The organism is uncultured Helicobacter sp., assembly GCF_937893305.1.
GTDB lineage: Bacteria > Campylobacterota > Campylobacteria > Campylobacterales > Helicobacteraceae > Helicobacter_D.
Genome location: NZ_CALBGN010000016.1, coordinates 25,983 through 46,720, shown reverse-complemented (window position 1 = coordinate 46,720; position 20,738 = coordinate 25,983). Strand labels below are relative to the sequence as shown.

Sequence of the window (20,738 nt, the reverse complement as noted above, 5' to 3'; positions counted from 1 at the left end):
TTTTGCTATTTTTTACCCTTGCGTTCTTCTCTGCTTTTAAGTGCTGAACCAATGACTGTTTCAATTTCTTTTTTATAATTAGGATTTTCCTTTACAAAAACCTCTCTTTGGCGCACAACGCTATCAATATCTATATTAAAACAATGCGAAAATGCAGAAATAAACTCAAGGCAATCTTGATATTCCTTGCTATCTTTGTTTTTATCTCCAAAGTGAATAAAATGTTCATTAAACGCGTTTAATGCTTCTTCTAAAAGCTCTTGAGTGGAATTTTCATCTTTAAAAATAGAAATTAAATAATGAATATTTTTAAACTTTTGCTCACGCCCCCTAAGTTCTTCTAAATATGCTTGTATGCGTTCATACACAAGAAATACCATTGTTAGCAAGAAAAAAGGAAGCATTAATAAGCTAACAAACAAAAAGACAAAAAGATGAAAAGAGAGATTATACATTAGTGCGCTTCGTTCTTTAGGAATTTTTCATAAAAAATATTTGTGGCTTTAACAAACCCATCAACACTTCCGCAATCATAACGCGCACCTTTAAACTTATAGGCTAAAACCATTCCCTTTTTACACTGCTCTAAAAGCGCATCAGTGATTTGAATCTCTCCATTTTTACCCGGAGCTGTATGGTGTAAAATCTCAAAAATATCAGGCGTTAGAATATAACGCCCAATAATTGCTAGATTGCTTGGTGCTTTATCTTTAGAGGGCTTTTCTATCATATTATCCACTACAAAAACATTTTCATCAATAACTCTCCCAGCAATTACACCATATTTACTCACTTCTTCCATATCTACTTCTTCTACTGCAACAATAGAACAACGATATTTTGCATAGATTTTACACATTTGACTTAAAACACCACACTCTGAATTTTCACACAAATCATCACTTAAAATCACCGCAAAAGGTTCATTTCCGATTAACGACTCACCGCATAAAATGGCGTGCCCTAAGCCTTTCATCTCCATTTGACGCGTATAAGAAAAATTGCAAGTTTCTAAAATATGGCGAATGTCTTTTAAATAATCTTCTTTATTTGTGCCTTTAATTTGACTCTCTAATTCATAGCTAATATCAAAATGATCTTCTAATGCTCTCTTTCCACGCCCTGTAACAATTGCCATATTAAAAATTCCAGCCTCCATTGCTTCTTCCACGCCATATTGAATGAGTGGCTTATTAACAATGGGCAACATTTCTTTTGGCATTGCCTTTGTTACAGGCAAAAAGCGCGTTCCATAGCCCGCTGCTGGAAATAAACATTTTTTAATCATCAACACTCCTTATAAAAATTCCCACAAACCACTTTGATACAACGCATAAAACTGCTCTGCTGTGCGTGGATTGCGCGAACCTTTTTGCGTAGCATATTGCATTGCTTTATTTGCAATTCTCTCCCAATTTTTAGGCAATTCCCTAAAATAAGCCTGCAACACTTCCAAATACTCCTTATTTCCTTGCGTATAAAAGCCAATGCACAAAGGAAATCTATCACTCAACGCAATCCTGTCTTCATTGCTTTCATAACCAAAAATTTCATTTTCATCATAAAACTCTGGGAGTAAATGCCGCCTATTGCTTGTTGCATAAACTCTAATATTTTTTGGTAAAGCCTCTAAGCTTCCTTCTAGCACGCTTTTTAATCCCTTATAATTTTCATTAGGTTCAAAACTCAAATCATCGCAAAAGACAATAATTTTATAAGGTTTTTCTCTTAAAACATCAAAAATTTCTGGCAAAATCTCTAAAGATTCTTTATCCACTTGTAAAACCCTTAAGCCTTTGAAAGCATATTTTACAAGCAATGCTTTAACAAGAGAACTTTTTCCACTACCTCTAGCTCCCCACAACAAGACATTAACACCTAAACTTTTCTCTAAAAAAGATTCCGTATTTGTGCATAATAGCTGAATTTCTTTTTCTATACCCACAAAAGTCTCTAGGCTTCTTGCTTCTATTTCTTTAATCCCGTGAATATATCCACTTTTACGATAAACTCCAGCAATGCAACTTTCTAAATTCCATTGTAAATTCAGATTCCAACTTTTAGGCATCTTTAGCCTTTTTTGCCTTTGTGTTTGATTGTTGATTAGATTGCTTTTTGGATTCTAACTTTTTTGACACAAATTTATATGTTAATTTCTCTTTTACACAAGAAAAATGTGCCACTCCACCCTTACTTAAATCTCCAAAAAGTATCGCTTCACTTAGAATATTTTTAATTTCTTTTTGAATCACTAATCCAAGAGGACGCGCCCCAAGCTCTTCATTAAATCCTTCTTTTGCTAAATAATCTTTCGCACTTTTTTCCAACACAACTTCTACATTTTTTTCTATAATTTGTTCATTTAAATCTAAAATATTTTTATCCACAATCTTTAAAATCTCTTTAGGAGAGAGTGGATTAAAAGCAATGATTGCATCAAGGCGATTTCTAAATTCTGGAGAAAAATGCTCTTTAATTGCACTAGAAAATCGTAAATTTGTATCTTGCTTAAACCCAAGCACAGGAGCTTCCTTAGAACCCACATTAGAAGTCATAATCAAAATAACCGATGAAAAATCAATGCTTTCTCCATTATTATCTGTAAGCTTTCCATAATCCATCACTTGTAAAAACACATTAAGCACATCAGGATGTGCCTTTTCCATCTCATCTAAAAGCAACAAAGTATGTGGATTTTTCTTAATCATTTCTGTTAGGATTCCACCTTTTTCATAGCCCACATAGCCTGCTGCTGCACCAATAAGTTGAGAACTTGAAATACGCTCCATATACTCGCTCATATCAAGGCGTTCAAAGTTAATATTCAATGCCTTTGCAATCTCCTTTGCAAGCTCTGTCTTCCCAACACCACTAGGACCACTAAATAAAAATGAACCTATAGGCTTATTTGGCGCGCCAAGCCCTGCCTTATTGCGTTTTAATGCGCTTACAACCTCCATAATCGCACCATCTTGTCCAAAGATTCTACTTTTTAAATGTTTTTCAAGATTTTTTAATACTGCCTTATCATCTTTTGTTGCTTCAATCTCCGGGATTTTAGCCATTGTAGCAACCATTTTTTTAATACTTTGCAAGCTCACTTTGCCACTTTTTCCATCTAATTTATAACTTGCTCCAACTTCGTCCATCACATCAATAGCTTTATCTGGCAAAAAGCGTTCATGTAGATAGCGGATAGATAAATCCACAATTAACGCAATAGCTTCTGTGCTAAAACTAACTTGATGATGCTTTTCATAATATTTTTTGATCCCTTCTAAGATCAAAATACTCTCTTCTTTACTGGGTTCTTTCACTTCAATTTTTGCAAAACGACGAGAAAGTGCTTTATCTTTATCCAAAAAAGAACGATATTCCGCATAAGTGCTAGCACCGATACAGCGCAATTTTCCATTGCCAAGCATAGGTTTTAGTAAATTACTAGCGTCCATACTGCCACTATTTGTAGAACCCGCTCCAACAAGCGTGTGGATTTCATCAATGAACAAAATCACATTGCCACGCTCTAAAACTTCATCCGTTAATGCTTTGATGCGTTTTTCAAAATCCCCTCTATATTTTGTCCCTGCAACAAGAGCACCCATATTTAACTGGTAAATTTCTGTATCTTCTAAAGGACTTTGTATCATTTTTAATGCTAACCCCTCTGCAACAGCTGTTTTACCAACTCCGGGTTCTCCTACTAAAAGAGGATTGTTCTTCTTTTTTCTTAACAAAATCTCAAAACAACGGCGGATTTCTACTTCTCTAGCTATCACAGGATCAATCTTGCCTTCTTTTGCCATTTGTGTTAAGTTTATACAATAATTTTCTAATGCAGATTCTTTCTTTTCACCTTCTTCTTTTATGGCTTCTTTTTTATAGTTATTAAAGCTTTCTTGATGATCGGTAATGTATTCTAAAATATTTAGACGCGTGATTCCTTGTGCGTTCAAAATTTGCGCGCAAAACGCCTTTTCTTCTTCTAAAATTGCTGCTAGTAAATCACTAACTTGTGCTTGTTGGCGTTGCGAGCCTTTAACATGTCCTATCATAATTTCAATAACGCGCGTAACAGCAAGTGTTTCTTGTGGGATTGCCTCGTTTTGATCAGGATAAGATTGCAAAAACTGCTTTAAATACCTCTGAATTTGCTTTTTCATAATTTCCACATTACCACCACAATCCTGCAAAGTTTTAATGATTTTTTTATTCTCCAAAAGTGCATAGAAAATATGCTCTAGCGTTAAATATTCGTGTCCTTTCTCTTTCGCTTCTTTTTGTGCATTTTGTAAAACGATATTTAATTCTTTGCTAATTTCAAACATTTCAATTCTCTTATATTTTTTCTAAAATTGCGCGCAAGGGATATTGTTTCTCTTTTGCCATTTTGCGCACTTGAGCAACTTTAATTTCAGCAATATCATAAGGATAGACTCCACAAACCCCCTTACCATTATGATGAATTTGTAACATTAAATTAAGGGACTCTTCAAAGTCTTTGTGAAAAATAATTTGCAACACTTCCATTACAAATTCTTGTGTTGTGTAATCATCATTAAGTAAAATCACACGATAGCGGATAGGTTCTTGAATCTTCTCTAATGTTTCTGTAGAGTGATCAAATTGTGCGTCCAAGATTTTCCTTGAATTTTAAAATAGCGCAAATTATAGCATTTTTTCATTACTTTTCTTTTAATCAAAAGTAAATCACACAATGTTTAGCATTGCTTATAACGCAAGATTGCTTCTTTTATTGCATTAATATAGCTTTTGGATTCTGCTTTGTTTTTATAAGCAATATCAAATGCAGTGCCGTGATCTACTGAAGTGCGGATAATAGGAAGATTTAGCGTAATATTAATGCTTTCTTTAAAATACAAAGTTTTTAAGGGAATTAATCCTTGATCGTGATACATTGCAACATAATAGCGCAAATGTTTGCCAACAAAAGCAGTATCTGGCACAAGTGGTCCAATAAAAATCTCTTTGCCTAAACTTGCATTTGCAAGATTAATTGCCCCTTTAATAGCATAGTCTTCATTACCCAAGACACCAAAATCTCCTGCGTGTGGATTTAGTCCAAGCACTCCACAAGGTGTTTTTAAAATATATGGCGCAAAACTCAATAAAAATTCTTTTAAGGATTCCGTCTGTATAAGAGATGGGACTTCCTTTAGTGGAATATGATCACTAAAGAGAGCAACATAGAGCTTTGGAGAACCTAACATCATAATGGTATTTTTGGATTCCAACTTTTTATTTTCTAGCTGGCACTGTCTACAAAGATCCCTTAGAGCTTCTGTATGTCCTGCATAAGAAACTCCAGCTAATTGCCAAGCCTTTTTATGAATCGGCAAGGTTACTAATGCTTTTGTCTTGCCTTGTAATGTTAAGTTTAAAGCTTGCAAAAAGCTTGCATAAGAATATGCGCCACTCTCTTTGCTGATTTCTCCGGGAGTGATTTTTGGGAGAGTTATCAAAGTTTTTTTTAAAGGTTTAAGAGGGATACATTTTAAAGCATTTGGAAACTTAAGCTTTAAAATCTTAGCAGCATTTTTTAATAATTCTTTATCCACACAATACACAGGCTCACAAAGCTTAGAAATCCTTATATGATTCTTTAATAAAATCTCTAAGCCCACACCATTAGGATCGCCAATGCTAATTGCAATTTTCATTTAATAACACGCGCCTTTTGTGTATAAGTCAAAACTTATTTTTGGATTTGGAGATGGGATTACAATTTTAAAATCCATAGTTTCTTGCTTTTTTAAAGGAGTTTTATAAATTTCCGTGTGTGAATATCTAGGTTTTATCTTATATTTAAGGCGTTCAAGTTTTTTTAAATTTTTGGGGATAAAACTCACTTCTACCACACAGCCCTTAAAATCCAAATGTCCTAAATTTTTAAAATTCCCCTCTACAAAATACACTGCATCATATTGCAAACTTGCATTATGCGTAAGTGCAAATTCTGTCTTTTTCAAATACGATTCCATAATCCACTGATAAAGAAAAGGTGAAGCAAGAATTAGCCCACCACTTAAAAAAAACAACATCATAAAAGGAAGAGCACGCCTACGCAATACAATACTCAAAAGAAAAATCAAAAGAATAATTAAAAAAATACCAACTAATATCAAATAATCAGTCAATGCAAAAAAGTGTGAAACTTCAAAGAGTTTTAATAAATACTCCTTTAATCCCTCCATTTTCTACTACTCTTCTCTTGCGTTTTTTTCATCAATTCCACTCAAACCAAAACGTCTTAAAATCTCTTGCTTTACTAAATCTGGTGAGAGTTCCTTATAAGCTAAACCCACTAAAGAATGGTAGAGCAAATCTGCTGCTTCATAAATGATTTCTTCACGCGCATTATCTTTAATAGCAAATCCTAATTCTGCCGCTTCTTCCACAATCTTTTTAGCAATGGTATTTTCACCCTTATGATAAAGCTTTGCCGTATAAGAAGTCTTTGGATCTGCTCCTTTGCGCTCTAGCAATGTATGATATAGCGTATCTACCGCTCCATATATTGCACTTACATTGGAATCTATTTTGGATTCCATATTAGAATCTATTTTATTTTCTTTTAAATTAATTATGTTAAAAAAGCAACTTTTCTTTCCTGTATGACAAGCCACACCTTGCTGTTCTATACCTATAAGAATAGAATCCTTATCGCAATCTAAAGCAACAGATAGAATTTTTTGCGTATGTCCACTTTGCTCTCCCTTTTTCCAAATGCGTTCTTTAGAGCGCGAAAAATAATGCACAAAACCTGTCTTTAAGCTTAATTCTAAGGCTTCTTTATTCATAAACCCCAACATTAAAACTTCTTTTGTTTTGTGATCTTGCACAATTGCAGGGATAAGTCCCCCGCATTTCTCCCATAAAATTTGCTCTAAAATTGCCTGCACTATTATCCTTATTTTTGGATAGAGCTTGCGCGTTGATTATCTTTAGAATCCAACCAAATATTTGGTGTTGCTCCACCGGGCGTTAGAAAAATCTTAGCATCGCGATTGCTTTGTAAAGCTTCATTAAACTTCCCTTGCACTTCAATTTGGCGTAATTGCAATAATGGGCTATTTAAACTTTGACTGATTAGACGATTAGCCTTTGCTTGTGCATCTGCTTCAATAATCGTTGCATCAGCGACCCCTTTTGCAAGAGCTGCTTTTTTCTCTGCTTCTTGCTTAGCACGCTCCACTTCATATCTTGCGCGTTCTGCTTCTTGGCGTGCAACTTGAACGCGTTCAATTTGCTCCTTAATAGCAAGCGGCAAAACAATTTCTGTTAACTGAATAGACACAAGCTCCACTGGGCGATTCTCTAAACTATTGATATTTTCTCTAAACTTTTGATCAATTAGCGTTGCAATTTCATTACGCTTTGTTGGCAACTCTTCTGCTGGAAAACTTCCCACTACATTACGCACAATCTCTCTAATAACAGGAGTAATGATTCTCTCTTCCCAGTTTTGCCCCCAAGTTGCAATGGTTTGTGGGACGCTTAGTGGATCTAGGCGATATTGCACTGCAAGCTCCACAGATACAGATAATCCCCTAGAATCTAATACGCTAATTGCTTGATTTTTTAAACTTCCTTCATCTCTAGAACGCAGCCCAATACCTTCAGAACCTGTAAATTCTGCAATTCTAACCTTTGTATTTACTGCAATAATTTTTTGAATTCCAGGGATAAAAAAATGAATGCCCGGTTGTAGAGGAGTAGGATCAAACTCACCTGTTGTAATTTTCACGCCCACTTCACCACTATTAATGATTGTAAAAGGCTTTAGTAAGAAAAACAAAATTGCTAAAATTGCAACAACATAAATTCCCACCATTTTTCTACCATTTGGCATTGTGAAATTTGGCATTTTAGGAGTTTGAAATCCACGATTTGGATTGTCATTCTCCTTATTTTCTTTAGGATCATAACCTTTATTTTTGCGTTTTAAATGTTCATTTAAGTCAATTGGCATTTGAAAAACCTTTTAATTAATATAAGTTAGCCAGTGTGCGTATTTAGGATTCCGTCCTTGCACGACATCAAAATACGCATTTTGCAATTTTTGTGTAATCTCTCCACGCTTACCACTACCAATAATGCGCGCATCAAACTCTCTAATTGGAGTAACTTCTGCTGCAGTTCCTGTAAAAAACGCCTCATCTGCAATATACACTTCATCACGCGTAATATTACGGCGTTCTACCTTGCAGCCAAGATCCTTAGCAATTGTAATGATAGAATCTTGTGTGATAGATTCTAATGCGCTATCACTTGGCGGTGTGATAATCATACCATTACGCACAATAAAAAAACACTCTCCACTTCCCTCTGCAATCATTCCATTATCATCTAAAAGCAAGGCTTCTTCATATCCACACTCGATAGCTTCATACTTTGCCATTTGAGAGTTTAGATAGTTTCCACAAGCCTTTGCCTTTCCAAAAAGTGATTTTGCAGAATTTCTAACAAAAGAAGCAGTTTTTACGCGAATCCCTTTTTCTAAACCTTCATCGCCCAAATACGCACCCCATTCCCACGCCGCAATTGCAACATTAACAGGCGCATTTTTGTGATACACACCCATAGCACCATATCCTAAATAAATTAAAGGACGCAGATAAGTGTTTGCATTAAAGGCATTGTCTTTTAAGAGTTCAATTTGTGCCTTTTCTAGCTCATCTTGCGTGTAAGGCACATCAATCGCAACAATCTTTGCAGAATTTAAAAGGCGTTTTGTGTGATCCTTTAAACGAAAAATCGCCATTCCTCTGTCTGTTTTATAAGCCCTAGTGCCTTCAAAAACTCCATTCCCATAATGCAAAGTATGAGTTAAAATATGAACATTTGCTTCTTTCCAAGGGACTAATTTCCCATCCATCCAAATTGATTTTGCTTCATTCATTATAAATCTCCTTATGCGCCTTTTTATAAATCGCCACTATAAAAGCGCAAAAAACGCAAAAATATAACAAAATCTTGCTTAAAAGGCTTTAAACCCTTTATAGAGAACACTCTTTTTTACTCCTTTCTCTGTTAGTTTTATAATTTTTTCTTTTAGCAAATGTAACACCTATAGTTTATTGCTTGCAATTTTTGTTATACTTATTTTCTACATAATGGCATTGTATTTCTCTTAATAACAAATAACCCTATATTGTGTGTGCTATTCTTTTATAGAATTACACATTAATGTAACAACCCACACCTTACTTCATCATTTACACTTCTTAGCTGTTTAGATTTGTGTATCCTAGCTTATCAATGCATTTTGGTATTTTGGATTCATCTTTTATGTCTTTTGATTTTAATCTATTCTTTAAAGCTATTCTAGTAAGAGAGTGTAATTTATTAAAATCAATATTGCAATAAGTGGCAATTTTGTAGTAATTATGGATTCCTAAAATATAAGAATTTAAAAGACTGACATTAATTTTGCCCTTTTGCAATGCTTTAATTTTATTTCTATAAGTTAGCAGTATTGTTTTAAGGCTTTATTGCCTATATAACTATGTGCTACAAACTTTACCTCTCTTTTACATTTGACTTTATTATTTATTTTACCTTTCTTTTTAGCTTTAATTTCTCTTTATTAATTTCTAATCCCAAACGCTCTTTTAATCATAATTGCACTGCAATAAATAATCGTTTTGCTTCATTATGGTTTCTACAAAGGATTTTAAAATCATCTGCATACCTTACAATAAAACATTCCTTAAGATTGCTTTTCTTAGGGGCAAGATATTTACTATCTTCACGACTATATATTGTTTGTTTCATCTTAAAGCATTCCCATTGGTTAGCAATCCACTAATCTAGTTCGTTTAAAACGATATTAGAAAGTAAAGGAGATAAAATCCCACCTTGTGGAGTGCCTTTGTTTGGGATACCAATATTTAAGACTTCACATTTAAGCATTTTAGAGATAATTTTTAGTAAATTCTTGTCTCTTACCCCTAAAGTCCATAGTTGTTTAAGGAGTTTGGAGTGATTAACATTATCAAAGAATCCTTGTATATCTATGTCAATGACATAATGCAATTTATTCATATTTACAAGAAAATTAAATCTAGCAATAGCATCTTTAGTGCTTCTTTGTGGTCTAAATCCATAAGAGTGCTTATAGAATTTGGCTTCACAAATTGGCTCAAGATTTGCTTTATGGATTATTGAATAATCCTGTCTTTAATGCAAGGTGTCCCTAAAGGTCTAACCTTATCACTAAAGGGTTTTGGAATTTCAACTTTCCTTATATAACAATAAAAGACAGATTTTATTGACTGAACTTTTAAATCAGTGGTCGGAGTAGCGGGATTTGAACCCACGACCTCACCCACCCCAAGGGTGTGCGCTAGCCAGACTGCGCTATACTCCGAAAAGTATGAGAAGTTTAAAATAAAAGCGATATTCTATACAAAAAATATAAAAAAATACTAAAATTATTAATATTTTATTTTTTAATAAAATGTTTAAAAAAATTATAAAGAAATAATAATATAATTGCTCCGCTAAATCGTGTTTTATGCGTTATAGCTGAACTTAGGTTTTAAGGATTTTAAATGGACAAGGCGACAGAGAAAAAGATTTTGAGCTACTTAGAAAAAAAGACACTTAACAAGAGCGAACTTCATCAATACACAGAACAAATTGGCTATATGTTAAAATTAGGAACTTCCTTGAGAAATATCTATGGTTTTTTGCAAGAAGAATACCATATTAAAACAAGTTATAGTAATTTTCATAATTTTGCTAAAAAGAATTTTAACTTCAGCAAACACAAGAAAAAAATAGAATCTTAATTGAAATACTTACAACTCTTCACTGGGATTATCCTATTAAAAACTTTATAAGGTAATCCTAGAAAAAGCTTAAAATTTCCAATTCTGTGCTTTTTGTAAAATTTCCTTTGCTCCTTGCTTTAAAAAAGATTCCGCCAAAGTTACTCCAATATATTCACAATCTTTGAGATTTTCCACTTCGCTCTCCAAAGACTCTTTTAAAATTTCACTTCCATCTGGCAGTCCAAGAATCGCACGCACTTTTAAGCTTCCTTCTTTATAGCTTGCATTGATTCCAATAGGCACTTGACAACCCCCATTTAACGCACGCACAAACGCTCTTTCACAATGTGTTTCAAACACAGCATTTTTATCATTTAAAAAGCTTAAAACCCCCATACACTCACTATCTACTCTACACTCAATTCCAAGTGCTGCTTGCCCCATCGCAGGGATCATAAAATCGAGTGGTGTTATATATGGAATCCCTTTTAATTCCAAGCGATTCACCCCAGCTTGTGCTAAAATAACTGCATCAAATTCTCCATTTTCAAGACGTTGCAAGCGCGTTTGAACATTCCCACGCAAACTTTGACAATCCAAGTCGCCCCTTAAAGCATTAATTTGCATCACACGCCTTAATGAAGTTGTTCCGACTCTAGCTCCCTTTGGCAACTCTTCTAGGCTTTGATATTGAAAACTTAAAAAACTATCACGCACATCTTCACGCTTTGTAATTGCTACAAGCCCAAGATTCTCTACAAATTCCACCGGCACATCTTTTAAGCTATGCACCGCTAAATCAATACTCCCATCAAGCAATAAAACTTCAAGTTCTTTTGTGAATAATCCCTTGCCTCCAATTTTTGATAAAGGAACATCTAAAATCTTATCTCCCTTTGTTTTTACAATTTTTAATTCCACCTTAAGTTGTGGATATTGCTTTTCCAAAAGGCTTTTAATATGATTTGCCTGCCAAAGCGCAAGCACACTTCCACGCGTCCCAATGGTAAGCTTTTCTATCATTTTTCTTCCTTTTCAATCACTTCTACATCTATGATTTCTCTGTGTTCTTGTTTTTTTGAAGCATTAATTTCTGCTTTCATAAAAGGCTTAACAAACATAAAACCCACTGCGCTAAATTGCATTAAGATTCCAATAATATCCGTCAAAGCTCCGGGCAAAATTAATAAAATTGCACCCAAAATTCTAAAAATATTTGAACTCACAAAAGCCTCATAACTCAACTGCCTATCTAAAACACGCATTAGTGCATCACTCAAAAATAAGCGAAAATTCACCAAAATAAAAAATCCAAAAAATGCTGTAATAATAATCTCTAGCACAAAGCCCAAAACACCGATAATATCAATGATTTCATAGCTAACAAGCACTTCTAAAAAGAGATATAAAAAACCTAAAATTAACGGCATTTGCCAACCAAATCTTTAATTTCTTTAATGAGTGTTATAAAATCCGCAACCTTTAGCACTTCTTTGCTTAAATCCTTTCGCCTTACAAATTCAATTTCTCCTTTTTCAAGCCCTTTTCCAATAATAATTCCAAAAGGCAATCCCATTAATTCAAAATCAGAAATCTTTGCTCCATAGCGCTCTGTCCTATCATCAAACAAACACGCAATCCCTTCTGCGCTTAAAGATGCATAAAGCTTCTCTCCCATTTCTAATTGCATAGAATCCTTAATATTTGACACCATAATATCCACGCTAAATGGTGCAGTTTCCAAAGTCCAAATCATTCCTTTTTCATCGTGGTGCTGTTCAATTACTGCTGATAGAAGTCTTGAAATCCCAATTCCATAACACCCCATAATAAAAGGTTGTGCCTTGCCGTTTTCATCTAAAAATGTCGCTTCCATTGCGCTAGAATATTTTGTCCCTAACTGAAAAATATGTCCTACTTCAATGCCCTTTGTAAAATATAGCTTCCCTCCCTTATCCTTGCCACACATAGGACATAAATCCCCCGCTTGCACTTCTATTAAATCTCTATATTCCAAACCTTCAAAAGTGCTTAAATCCACGCCAACAAAATGATAATCTAATGTATTTGCTCCACAAATTAAATGTTTTGCTTCATAAAGCTCATTATCAAAATAAATATAAGGACTTCCTGTGAGATTCCGCAATGCAAAAGGACCAATAAATCCCGGAATCAACCCAGCCCCCCTAATCTCTTCTTCACTAGCTTCTACTAGTTCATTTGCTCCAACAATAGCATTTAGGGCTTTTGTTTCATTTAAATAATCACTTCCACGCAAGAAAAAATACACCAACTCACTTCTTCCCTCATCAAAAATGGCTTTTTTAACCACAGCTTTTAGCGTCCAAAAAGGTGTAATTTTAAAAAACTCCGCCAAAGATTCTATGCTTGTAATATTTGGTGTGTGAAACTTAGCAAATTCCGCCTGTGGCGCATCAGAGTCTAGAGCTATCTTAATACGCGTTGCCGCTTCTAAATTTGCTCCATAATTACAAGCATCACAAACACAAATTGTATCTTCCCCACTATTTGCAAGCACCATAAATTCCTTACTTCCGCTTCCACCAATTGCCCCACTATCTGCAAACACTGCACGAAAATCTAACCCTAAGCGCGTAAAAATTTTGCTATAAGTTTGTTCCATTAAATCAAACTCACGCTTTAAATCTTCAATACTAGAATGAAAACTATATCCATCTTTCATTATAAATTCACGCGCACGCATAAGCCCAAAGCGCGGACGCATTTCATCGCGGAATTTCAAATTGATTTGATAGAGATGTAAGGGGAGTTGCTTATAACTTTTAATGTTTGTCTTTACTAGCTCTGTAACAACTTCTTCGTGTGTTGGTCCTAGCACAAAATCATTGTCTTTTCTGTCCTTGAAGCGTAAAAGCTCTTTACCATAACGCTCAAACCTTCCACTTTTTTGCCAAAGACTAGCAGGTGTTACAAATCCTAATGTCACTTCATTTGCTCCAGCTTTATCCATTTCTTCTTTGACAACATTTCTAATCTTATCTAAAACACACTTTCCAAGAGGCAAGAAATTATAGATTCCACTTCCAATTTGCTGGATAAATCCCCCACGGATTAAATATTCGTGGCTTTTTAAAACAACATCTTTTGGAGCTTCTTTGAAAGTTGGGATAAAAATTTTTGAAAATCGCATAGTTTTCCTTACAGATTAAGATAAGGGTTTATCTTGTGCATATTCGCATTTATAAGATTCCAACATCTTATCTTCAGAATCTAAATCAAACAAAAAGCGCAAACTCTCCACCACACTATCGCCCTTTGGAGTATTAGAAACAGACTTTAAATTAATGGTTAAATGATGTAAAAATACATTAAAAGCATTATGCAAAGTTTTCTCAATGTTTTTTTCATAATCTTTTGGTAAATAGCCTTTTGTGATTCCTTTTTGCAGTTCTTTAAGTGCGGAATCCTTTGCTAAAGAGCGAATTGTTTTAATGAGTGGTTCAACATTTAAAGTTTGTAGCCAATTAAAAAACTCCTGCGTAGAACGCCCAACGATTCCATAAGCAATGCGTGCTTGCTCTTCTCTTAAAGCCAAATTTTTACGCACAATATCTTCTAAATCATCTACGGCATAAATTTGCACATTACTTTGTATATCCATAATATCGTGTTCTATATCACGCGGCATCGCCAAATCAAACCAATATCGATTCCAATCTTTATTCACAACCATATCTGCTGTGATAATTGTATGTGGAGCACTTGTGGCACTAAAAAGAAGTGGAATTGCATTAATATACTCTCCCATATCCTTAAAACTCTCCACTCTAATTTTTGCTTTTGGATTGCTTTGAAGAACGCTTTTACAGACATTTTCCGCATTTTGAAAATCGCGATTCATTAAAATCACTGCACAATTTGCATTTGTTAAATGCTTCGCACAAATTACGCTCATCTCTCCTGCACCAATAACTAAAGCTTCTTTACCAGAGAGATCTCCTAAAACCTCCTTTGCCTTTACCACAGCTGTGCTTGCAACAGATACAGAATTTTGAGAAATACTAGTAGAGTTTCTTACGCTTGCTGCACAGCGAAACGCAAAGTGGATTGCGCGTGAGAGATACAACCCACAACAACCTATTTCATAAGAAAATTTAAACGCATTTTTTAATTGTCCTGCAATTTGCGTTTCTCCTACAACTAAGCTGTCAAGTGAGCTTGCCACACTAAAGAGATGATGGATTGCACTAACATTTTCATAACTATCTGCGTGCTTTTTTAAGTCTTCTAAGGCAATCCCTGAAAAAACACTCAGTTTATCCAATAAAAACTCTTCTGCTTTTGGAGCATTTTGAACATTTAAAATAAATTCTATGCGATTGCAAGTTGATAAAATCACTGCTTCTGCAATAAATTTATTCTCCACTAAATCCTTTAAAAACTCTGCAGTTTTTGGATCTTTTATATCTAAACTTAACTTTTCACGCGTAGAAATATTTGTATTTTTATGAGAATAACTTAAAATGTAATAATCCATATCTTAATAGTCCATTTGGCTAAAAGTCGCGCTCTATCATTGCGTGCATAATTTCTGCAAGTTTATCACAAGATTGATTAGTAATTGCTTCAACCCCTATTTTTCCAAGATGTTTTGCGAGATCCACACTTTTTTTAATCGCACCGCTTGTCTTTAATTGCTCTAAAATCCACAATTGATCACTTTTGTTTAATTCCTTGCCAAAGGCATTACACAAGCGTTTTTTTCCCACCTCATCCCCTGCTTTTTCTAAAGTATCATAAAGATATAAATAAGGAAGTGTTGTCTTCCCTTCTTTAAAATCATTCAAAGCAGGTTTTCCCAAAGTTTTAGAATCTGAAACAATATCAAGCACATCATCAATAATTTGAAACGCCACACCAAGACTTCGTCCATAAACTTGAAATCGCTTTGCATTCTCTTCGTCTTTGCCCGCTAAAAATGCTGCTGCATAAGCTGTTGCTTCAATCAAAGCTGCAGTTTTATGTTCAATCATTGTTAAATACTTCGCTTCATTAAAATTAAAACTAACAGATAGTGCAACATCCTCCATTTCTCCAATTGCAAGTGTTGCTACTGCATTTGCTACGATGCACGGAATCTGTGGATAATCCCTAGCAAAATAAACAAGCTCACTAAAAGCTTTAGAATACAACACATCGCCTAGCATAATTGCATTTTTATCACCAAAAAGCGCATTTATGGAAGGTTTATTGCGTCTTGTTGTTGCCTCATCAATTACATCATCGTGCAGCAAGCTTGCACTCTGAATCATCTCAATAATTGCACACAAACGCACACAATCTTCACTCTCTCCTGCAATATTTAAAGCAAGTTTTGAACGTAACATTTTGCCACTTTGAAGATTCTTACTAAGATTTAAAACCAAAGGCGATTCTAATTCTTCTAAAAACCCCTGTATCTTTGCTTCAATATGCGTTAAAGCCACCATTTGGAACTTTCCTTTCATCTATAATATTAAAATCTCTACTGCCCTCATCAATATAAAACTTTAATGTGGCAATCTTTTTTGTGCGATGATAATCTTTAAAACACAACATAAAAATTGGCTCTCTTGTGTAATAGCGTTGATCTGCCTTCCACAAAGGAATCTCATAGCAAGTGCGTTGATAATCTTGATAAAGAATAAATTGATGTGGAAAGGAATCGTAATTTAAATGCACCACCAAACCTTCATTTTTTAATAAAGTCCAACGAAAAAATAATGTCTTTTGCGTATCATCAGCTTGAAGAGTTAAGACATAAAATTCATCTTTTTTAAGCTCCACAAACCGCTCTGCTTTCCACTGCGGTAGAGCAAAAAGCAATGCGATTCCACAAAATGCACTAAGAAGTGAAGTAACAATTAGCGTAAAAACAATGCGCATTATTTATTCATTTTGACTTAAAATATCTTGCATTGATACAATGGCTAAATCCTGTGTTTTATGATGAATCTCATCAGCACTTTCTTCGCTATTTTGAAGATATGCAAGCTCTTCTTCCCACATTTCTCCTAAGCGTTTTTCTAGTAAAACTTCCATTGCTGCTTGCCTTTCTAGCATCTTTGTAAGCTCTCTTGTTGCAAGCCCTCTTGAAGCATGAAAAATAATATCAATCCATTTTTCTTGTGGCAAACCTTCTAAAATATGATCCATTGTAATTCCTTTAAAGTGATTTTAATCGTTCTAAAACTGCATTTTGATGTGCATCTAGTCCTTCTGTATGAGCTAGGATTCCACATTTTTCACCTAATTGTGCTATTCCAAGTTTTGAAAAAGAAATAATTGAACTCTTTTTCATAAAATGCTCTGTCGAGAGTGGAGAAAAAAACTTCGCACTCCCACCTGTTGGTAAGGTATGGTTAGGTCCTGCAATATAATCCCCAATAGGCTCAGGCGTATTTTCGCCAATGAAAATCGCACCTGCGTGCTTAATTTTTGGCAAAATCTCCAAAGGATTACTTACAAGCACTTCTAAATGTTCTGGGGCGATTTGATTCATTAATTCTAGTGCCTCTTCTAAATCTTTAGCGATCAAAATTGCACCACGCTCATTGATGGACTTTGTGGCGATTTCTTTGCGAGGCAAGTCTCTCAAAAGCTCATCAATACGCTTTGCAACAGCGTTTGCAAATTCTACATTTGTTGTGATTAAAATTGCGCTTGCCATTTCATCGTGTTCAGCTTGAGAGAGCAAATCCCACGCAACATAATCTACATTTCCTTGACCACTATGCAAGATTCCAATTTCACTAGGACCTGCTATCATATCAATATTCACTTCCCCAAACACAAGCTTTTTGGCGGTTGCAACATAGATATTCCCAGGTCCTGTAATCACATCTACTTTTTGGATTCCATCTTTTGTATTAATTCCATAAGCAAGCGTCCCAATCGCACTTGCACCGCCGATTTTATATGCTTCCTTAATACCACATAAGTGCATTGCTGAGAGTAAAAGTGTATTTGGCTTGTTCTCTGGTGTTGGCGTGCAAACAACAATCTCTTTGACACCTGCAACAAGTGCTGGAATCGCATTCATTAAAAGCGAACTAGGATAAGCTGCCTTTCCGCCAGGGATATAAAGCCCAGCGCGATCTACTGGAGTAACTTTTTGTCCTAAGAGATTACCATTGTCTTCAAAATCTAGCCAAGTCTTTGGCTTTTGCTTTGTATGAAACGCATAAATACGCTGATATGCAAACTCCAATGCGTCTTTTAAAGTAGAGTTTAAATCTCTATACGCACGCTCCATTTCATCTTGCGTGATTTTAAGATCCAAAAAACTTTTAGGATTCCAACTATCAAAACGCGCAACCTGTGCAAGGACTGCTTCACTCCCTTGTGTTTTAATCGCATTTAATAACTCTTTAACACGTTCTTCTACACTACTAATATCCATTGCACCGCGCATTAAAAGCGTCTTAAAACTCTCTTTAAAATCTCTATCACTACTTTTATAGATGGAAATCATTTTTTAAAAATCCTTAACTCTTGCGATAAAGGTGTATTGTATCTCTTTAATGTTTAATTTAATTTTATAATGAAAAAATGCATAAATTTTAATACAACTAAATTTTGCTATACTTCATACATTTGATTTTTTAAAAAAGAGAAACGATGAAAATCTACGATAGCCACAAAAAAGAAAAAGTGCAATTTGAACCCATAATCCCCAATGAAGTGCGTATTTATGTTTGCGGACCAACGGTTTATGATGATTCTCATTTAGGACACGCTAGAAGTGCGATTGTTTTTGATTTGCTCCGCCGTATACTTATCGAAAATGGCTATAAAGTCATTTTTGCAAAAAACTTCACAGATATTGACGATAAAATCATTAATAAAGCCATACAAAGTAATTGCTCCATTGAAGAAATTACTCAAACTTACACTAAGCGTTATTTAGATGAAATGCAAAAACTAGGCGTAATGCGCGCTGATCTTGAGCCAAAAGCAACAGAAAATCTTGATGCAATGTGTGCGATGATCCAAATCTTACTAGATAAAAAAATCGCATATCAAACACCAAATGGGGATGTGTATCTTTCTGTTAGTAAAGATAAAAACTATGGAGATTTAAGTGGCAGAATTGCAGAATTAGAATCTCAAAGTCGCGTGCAAAATAGCGAACAGAAGCACGATAGCAAGGACTTTGCACTATGGAAAAGCTATAAAGGGATTGGCGATGTGGGCTATGATTCTCCCTTTGGCAAAGGGCGTCCGGGTTGGCATATTGAATGTAGCGCAATGATTCAAAAACATTTAGCCTTACAAGGAGAATACGCAATTGATATTCACGGCGGTGGAGCAGATCTACTCTTTCCCCATCACGAAAATGAAGCTTCTCAAACACGCTGTGCAGAAAATCAAACGCTAGCAAAATACTGGATGCACAATGGTTTTGTAACAATTAATGGCGAAAAAATGGCAAAATCGCTTGGCAATAGCTTTTTTATCAAAGACGCATTAGCATATTATGATGGAGAAATTTTGCGATTCTATCTTTTAAGCACACATTATAGAATTGGATTAAATTTTTCTGAAGAAGATTTACTCTCTTCTAAAAAACGCTTAGATCGCTTGTATCGCTTAAAAAAACGCCTTGCAATGCTCTCTAAAAAAGAGATTCCATTGACACTTGATGAAACCTTCAAAACAGCATTTTTAGATGCTTTAAACGATGATTTAAATATTTCAAAAGCTCTAAGTGTGTTAGATGACTTTATTGCTAGTGCTAATGAACAATTAGACTCCAAACAAAACGATAAGATTCCACAAATACAGGAGAATCTAAATCTCATTAAAAGGGTTTTAGGAATTGGACTTAAAGATTGTTTTGAGTATTTTAAACTTGGCGTAAGTGAAGCGTTAAAAACAGAGATTGAAGCACTTCTTGCAAAACGCACAGAGTTTAAAAAAGTAAAAGACTTTCAAAACGCCGATAAGATTAGAGAAGAATTGCGCAATAAAGGCATTGAGATTATGGACACACCACAAGGTTGTGTATGGGAAAAAATATAAACTTTCAAGAAGGACAACAATGGAACATTTAGATATTATTGGACTTTTTATGGTTGCTCTTTTAGGGGGTTTTGGGCATTGTATAGGAATGTGTGGTGGAATCGTTTTAGCATATAGTGGCAAACTTACTGATAATGCCATCACACAAAAAAGCCAACTCATTGCTTATCACACACTTTATAGCCTAGGACGCATTACAACTTATGTGATTTTAGGAGCAATTGTTGGGGCATTAGGGAGTATGTTTAGTGTAAATGGAACGTTGCGTGGATTTCTTTTTGTCTTTGCTGGGGCCGCGATGATTTTAGCTGGACTCTCACTCTTTGGTAAAACTACCTTTTTAACGCACTTAGAACACTCTATCCAAAACTCCAAATGGTATCAAAGTAAATTTCAACAAGCATTAAGTCTAAAAACACCTTTAAGTCTTTATATGCTTGGACTTTTGAATGGTTTGCTACCCTGTGGATTTGTGTATGCCTTTCTCTTTAGTGCAGCAGGATTTGCTAGCATTCCAAAGGCAATGCTTATTATGCTTGTGTTTGGATTAGGCACACTGCCATCTTTATTTCTTTTTGGGTTACTTGCAAACACAGCATTTTATAAGCCTAATTTTAGAAAAATCCTAATGAATCTTGCAGCAATTGCAATCATTGTTTTTGGAGGATTAATGGTGCAAAAAGGAATAAAGTTTTTGCAAAATCCACAAATGGGAAATAAAACACATATGAAAATTGATGCCACAAATGCAAGCAGTGGCAATAGCCATCATCAAGGTTTAAAAAATATGGAATTCAAAATGGATTCCAACTCCACAATGCAAGATTCTAAAGAAATGCACACGCATTAATATTTTATGGAATCTTTATTTAGATTTTATCCACAAATGCTATT

The 20,738-nt window shown here is 34.7% G+C and carries 23 protein-coding genes and 1 tRNA gene; 3 read left to right on the top strand and 21 right to left on the bottom strand.

Annotated features, from left to right (window positions below):
* Window positions 1-5 precede the first annotated feature (5 nt).
* From Q0358_RS05390 to Q0358_RS05330, 13 genes are all read right to left on the bottom strand, one after another.
* On the bottom strand, window positions 6-455 hold the full coding sequence (locus tag Q0358_RS05390; RefSeq protein WP_299548445.1) for a hypothetical protein: 450 nt from the start codon (window positions 453-455) through the stop codon (window positions 6-8).
* The gene (gene galU, locus Q0358_RS05385) at window positions 455-1,288 is read right to left on the bottom strand and encodes a UTP--glucose-1-phosphate uridylyltransferase GalU (RefSeq protein ID WP_299548442.1); all 834 of its coding nucleotides are present in this window, start codon (window positions 1,286-1,288) and stop codon (window positions 455-457) included. The genes Q0358_RS05390 and galU overlap by 1 nt, the downstream gene beginning before the upstream one ends.
* Before the next feature lie 9 nt (window positions 1,289-1,297).
* Window positions 1,298-2,068 (bottom strand): DUF815 domain-containing protein, encoded by a 771-nt coding sequence (locus Q0358_RS05380; RefSeq protein WP_299548439.1) that lies wholly within the window; start codon window positions 2,066-2,068, stop codon window positions 1,298-1,300.
* Window positions 2,061-4,328 (bottom strand): AAA family ATPase, encoded by a 2,268-nt coding sequence (locus tag Q0358_RS05375; protein ID WP_299548437.1) that lies wholly within the window; start codon window positions 4,326-4,328, stop codon window positions 2,061-2,063. The genes Q0358_RS05380 and Q0358_RS05375 overlap by 8 nt, the downstream gene beginning before the upstream one ends.
* 10 nt (window positions 4,329-4,338) lie before the next feature.
* Entirely contained in the window at window positions 4,339-4,638 is a 300-nt protein-coding gene (locus Q0358_RS05370; protein WP_299548435.1) for an ATP-dependent Clp protease adaptor ClpS, read from the bottom strand.
* Window positions 4,639-4,721: 83 nt separating this feature from the next.
* A complete protein-coding gene (gene pdxA / locus Q0358_RS05365; protein WP_299548433.1) occupies window positions 4,722-5,681 on the bottom strand; it encodes a 4-hydroxythreonine-4-phosphate dehydrogenase in 960 nt (319 codons plus the stop codon).
* The gene (locus Q0358_RS05360; protein ID WP_299548430.1) at window positions 5,682-6,215 is read right to left on the bottom strand and encodes a DUF2393 family protein; all 534 of its coding nucleotides are present in this window, start codon (window positions 6,213-6,215) and stop codon (window positions 5,682-5,684) included.
* Window positions 6,216-6,221: 6 nt separating this feature from the next.
* Window positions 6,222-6,923 (bottom strand): bifunctional phosphoribosyl-AMP cyclohydrolase/phosphoribosyl-ATP diphosphatase HisIE, encoded by a 702-nt coding sequence (hisIE, locus tag Q0358_RS05355; protein ID WP_299548427.1) that lies wholly within the window; start codon window positions 6,921-6,923, stop codon window positions 6,222-6,224.
* Window positions 6,924-6,931: 8 nt separating this feature from the next.
* Entirely contained in the window at window positions 6,932-7,993 is a 1,062-nt protein-coding gene (locus tag Q0358_RS05350; protein ID WP_299548424.1) for an SPFH domain-containing protein, read from the bottom strand.
* A gap of 12 nt (window positions 7,994-8,005) precedes the next feature.
* The gene (locus Q0358_RS05345) at window positions 8,006-8,923 is read right to left on the bottom strand and encodes a branched-chain amino acid transaminase (protein WP_299548421.1); all 918 of its coding nucleotides are present in this window, start codon (window positions 8,921-8,923) and stop codon (window positions 8,006-8,008) included.
* A 716-nt stretch (window positions 8,924-9,639) separates the two neighbouring features.
* Window positions 9,640-9,798, bottom strand: coding sequence for a hypothetical protein (locus Q0358_RS05340; RefSeq protein ID WP_299548418.1), 159 nt, complete (start codon window positions 9,796-9,798; stop codon window positions 9,640-9,642).
* 30 nt (window positions 9,799-9,828) lie between these two features.
* Entirely contained in the window at window positions 9,829-10,185 is a 357-nt protein-coding gene (locus Q0358_RS05335; RefSeq protein WP_299548883.1) for a reverse transcriptase domain-containing protein, read from the bottom strand.
* Between the two features lie 130 nt (window positions 10,186-10,315).
* Window positions 10,316-10,393 (bottom strand) — tRNA-Pro (locus Q0358_RS05330).
* 184 nt (window positions 10,394-10,577) lie between these two features.
* Here Q0358_RS05330 and Q0358_RS05325 point away from each other — a divergent pair.
* Entirely contained in the window at window positions 10,578-10,817 is a 240-nt protein-coding gene (locus Q0358_RS05325; protein WP_299548415.1) for a hypothetical protein, read from the top strand.
* Window positions 10,818-10,886: 69 nt separating this feature from the next.
* Here Q0358_RS05325 and hemC read toward each other — a convergent pair whose 3' ends face one another.
* From hemC to hisD, 8 genes are read right to left on the bottom strand one after another with little or no spacing between them, the layout of a single operon-like run.
* Complete coding sequence (gene hemC / locus Q0358_RS05320) at window positions 10,887-11,819, bottom strand: hydroxymethylbilane synthase (protein WP_299548880.1); 933 nt, start codon at window positions 11,817-11,819, stop codon at window positions 10,887-10,889.
* The gene (locus tag Q0358_RS05315) at window positions 11,819-12,229 is read right to left on the bottom strand and encodes an FxsA family protein (RefSeq protein WP_299548412.1); all 411 of its coding nucleotides are present in this window, start codon (window positions 12,227-12,229) and stop codon (window positions 11,819-11,821) included. Before Q0358_RS05315 ends, hemC begins: the two co-directional genes overlap by 1 nt.
* A complete protein-coding gene (locus tag Q0358_RS05310) occupies window positions 12,220-13,971 on the bottom strand; it encodes a proline--tRNA ligase (RefSeq protein ID WP_299548409.1) in 1,752 nt (583 codons plus the stop codon). Before Q0358_RS05310 ends, Q0358_RS05315 begins: the two co-directional genes overlap by 10 nt.
* Before the next feature lie 15 nt (window positions 13,972-13,986).
* Window positions 13,987-15,318, bottom strand: coding sequence for a glutamyl-tRNA reductase (hemA, locus tag Q0358_RS05305; RefSeq protein ID WP_299548406.1), 1,332 nt, complete (start codon window positions 15,316-15,318; stop codon window positions 13,987-13,989).
* A 19-nt stretch (window positions 15,319-15,337) separates the two neighbouring features.
* Window positions 15,338-16,270, bottom strand: a complete 933-nt coding sequence (locus tag Q0358_RS05300; RefSeq protein ID WP_299548403.1) for a polyprenyl synthetase family protein — start codon at window positions 16,268-16,270, stop codon at window positions 15,338-15,340.
* Window positions 16,248-16,706, bottom strand: coding sequence for a hypothetical protein (locus Q0358_RS05295; protein ID WP_299548400.1), 459 nt, complete (start codon window positions 16,704-16,706; stop codon window positions 16,248-16,250). The genes Q0358_RS05300 and Q0358_RS05295 overlap by 23 nt, the downstream gene beginning before the upstream one ends.
* A gap of 3 nt (window positions 16,707-16,709) precedes the next feature.
* Window positions 16,710-16,976, bottom strand: a complete 267-nt coding sequence (locus Q0358_RS05290) for a DUF2018 family protein (RefSeq protein WP_299548397.1) — start codon at window positions 16,974-16,976, stop codon at window positions 16,710-16,712.
* A gap of 10 nt (window positions 16,977-16,986) precedes the next feature.
* A complete protein-coding gene (gene hisD, locus Q0358_RS05285; RefSeq protein WP_299548394.1) occupies window positions 16,987-18,294 on the bottom strand; it encodes a histidinol dehydrogenase in 1,308 nt (435 codons plus the stop codon).
* A 146-nt stretch (window positions 18,295-18,440) separates the two neighbouring features.
* On the opposite strand from hisD, the gene cysS reads away from it, so the two are divergent.
* Window positions 18,441-19,844 carry a cysteine--tRNA ligase gene (gene cysS / locus Q0358_RS05280; protein ID WP_299548393.1) on the top strand — a complete coding sequence of 468 codons (1,404 nt, stop codon included), beginning with the start codon at window positions 18,441-18,443 and terminating at the stop codon, window positions 19,842-19,844.
* 19 nt (window positions 19,845-19,863) lie between these two features.
* Window positions 19,864-20,694 (top strand): sulfite exporter TauE/SafE family protein, encoded by an 831-nt coding sequence (locus tag Q0358_RS05275; protein WP_299548391.1) that lies wholly within the window; start codon window positions 19,864-19,866, stop codon window positions 20,692-20,694.
* Window positions 20,695-20,738: the final 44 nt, after the last annotated feature.

Bases quoted from the DNA above. Each gene is read 5' to 3' on its own strand.
- Q0358_RS05295 (WP_299548400.1), bottom strand. From the start codon at position 16,706: ATGCGCATTGTTTTTACGCTAATTGTTACTTCACTTCTTAGTGCATTT.
- Q0358_RS05380 (WP_299548439.1), bottom strand. From the start codon at position 2,068: ATGCCTAAAAGTTGGAATCTGAATTTACAATGGAATTTAGAAAGTTGC.
- pdxA (WP_299548433.1), bottom strand. From the start codon at position 5,681: ATGAAAATTGCAATTAGCATTGGCGATCCTAATGGTGTGGGCTTAGAG.
- hemA (WP_299548406.1), bottom strand. From the start codon at position 15,318: ATGGATTATTACATTTTAAGTTATTCTCATAAAAATACAAATATTTCT.
- Q0358_RS05310 (WP_299548409.1), bottom strand. From the start codon at position 13,971: ATGCGATTTTCAAAAATTTTTATCCCAACTTTCAAAGAAGCTCCAAAA.
- galU (WP_299548442.1), bottom strand. From the start codon at position 1,288: ATGATTAAAAAATGTTTATTTCCAGCAGCGGGCTATGGAACGCGCTTT.
- Q0358_RS05345 (WP_299548421.1), bottom strand. From the start codon at position 8,923: ATGAATGAAGCAAAATCAATTTGGATGGATGGGAAATTAGTCCCTTGG.
- Q0358_RS05360 (WP_299548430.1), bottom strand. From the start codon at position 6,215: ATGGAGGGATTAAAGGAGTATTTATTAAAACTCTTTGAAGTTTCACAC.
- Q0358_RS05300 (WP_299548403.1), bottom strand. From the start codon at position 16,270: ATGGTGGCTTTAACGCATATTGAAGCAAAGATACAGGGGTTTTTAGAA.
- Q0358_RS05325 (WP_299548415.1), top strand. From the start codon at position 10,578: ATGGACAAGGCGACAGAGAAAAAGATTTTGAGCTACTTAGAAAAAAAG.
- Q0358_RS05315 (WP_299548412.1), bottom strand. From the start codon at position 12,229: ATGCCGTTAATTTTAGGTTTTTTATATCTCTTTTTAGAAGTGCTTGTT.
- Q0358_RS05290 (WP_299548397.1), bottom strand. From the start codon at position 16,976: ATGGATCATATTTTAGAAGGTTTGCCACAAGAAAAATGGATTGATATT.
- cysS (WP_299548393.1), top strand. From the start codon at position 18,441: ATGAAAATCTACGATAGCCACAAAAAAGAAAAAGTGCAATTTGAACCC.
- Q0358_RS05390 (WP_299548445.1), bottom strand. From the start codon at position 455: ATGTATAATCTCTCTTTTCATCTTTTTGTCTTTTTGTTTGTTAGCTTA.
- Q0358_RS05375 (WP_299548437.1), bottom strand. From the start codon at position 4,328: ATGTTTGAAATTAGCAAAGAATTAAATATCGTTTTACAAAATGCACAA.
- hisD (WP_299548394.1), bottom strand. From the start codon at position 18,294: ATGATTTCCATCTATAAAAGTAGTGATAGAGATTTTAAAGAGAGTTTT.
- Q0358_RS05340 (WP_299548418.1), bottom strand. From the start codon at position 9,798: ATGAAACAAACAATATATAGTCGTGAAGATAGTAAATATCTTGCCCCT.
- Q0358_RS05350 (WP_299548424.1), bottom strand. From the start codon at position 7,993: ATGCCAATTGACTTAAATGAACATTTAAAACGCAAAAATAAAGGTTAT.
- Q0358_RS05275 (WP_299548391.1), top strand. From the start codon at position 19,864: ATGGAACATTTAGATATTATTGGACTTTTTATGGTTGCTCTTTTAGGG.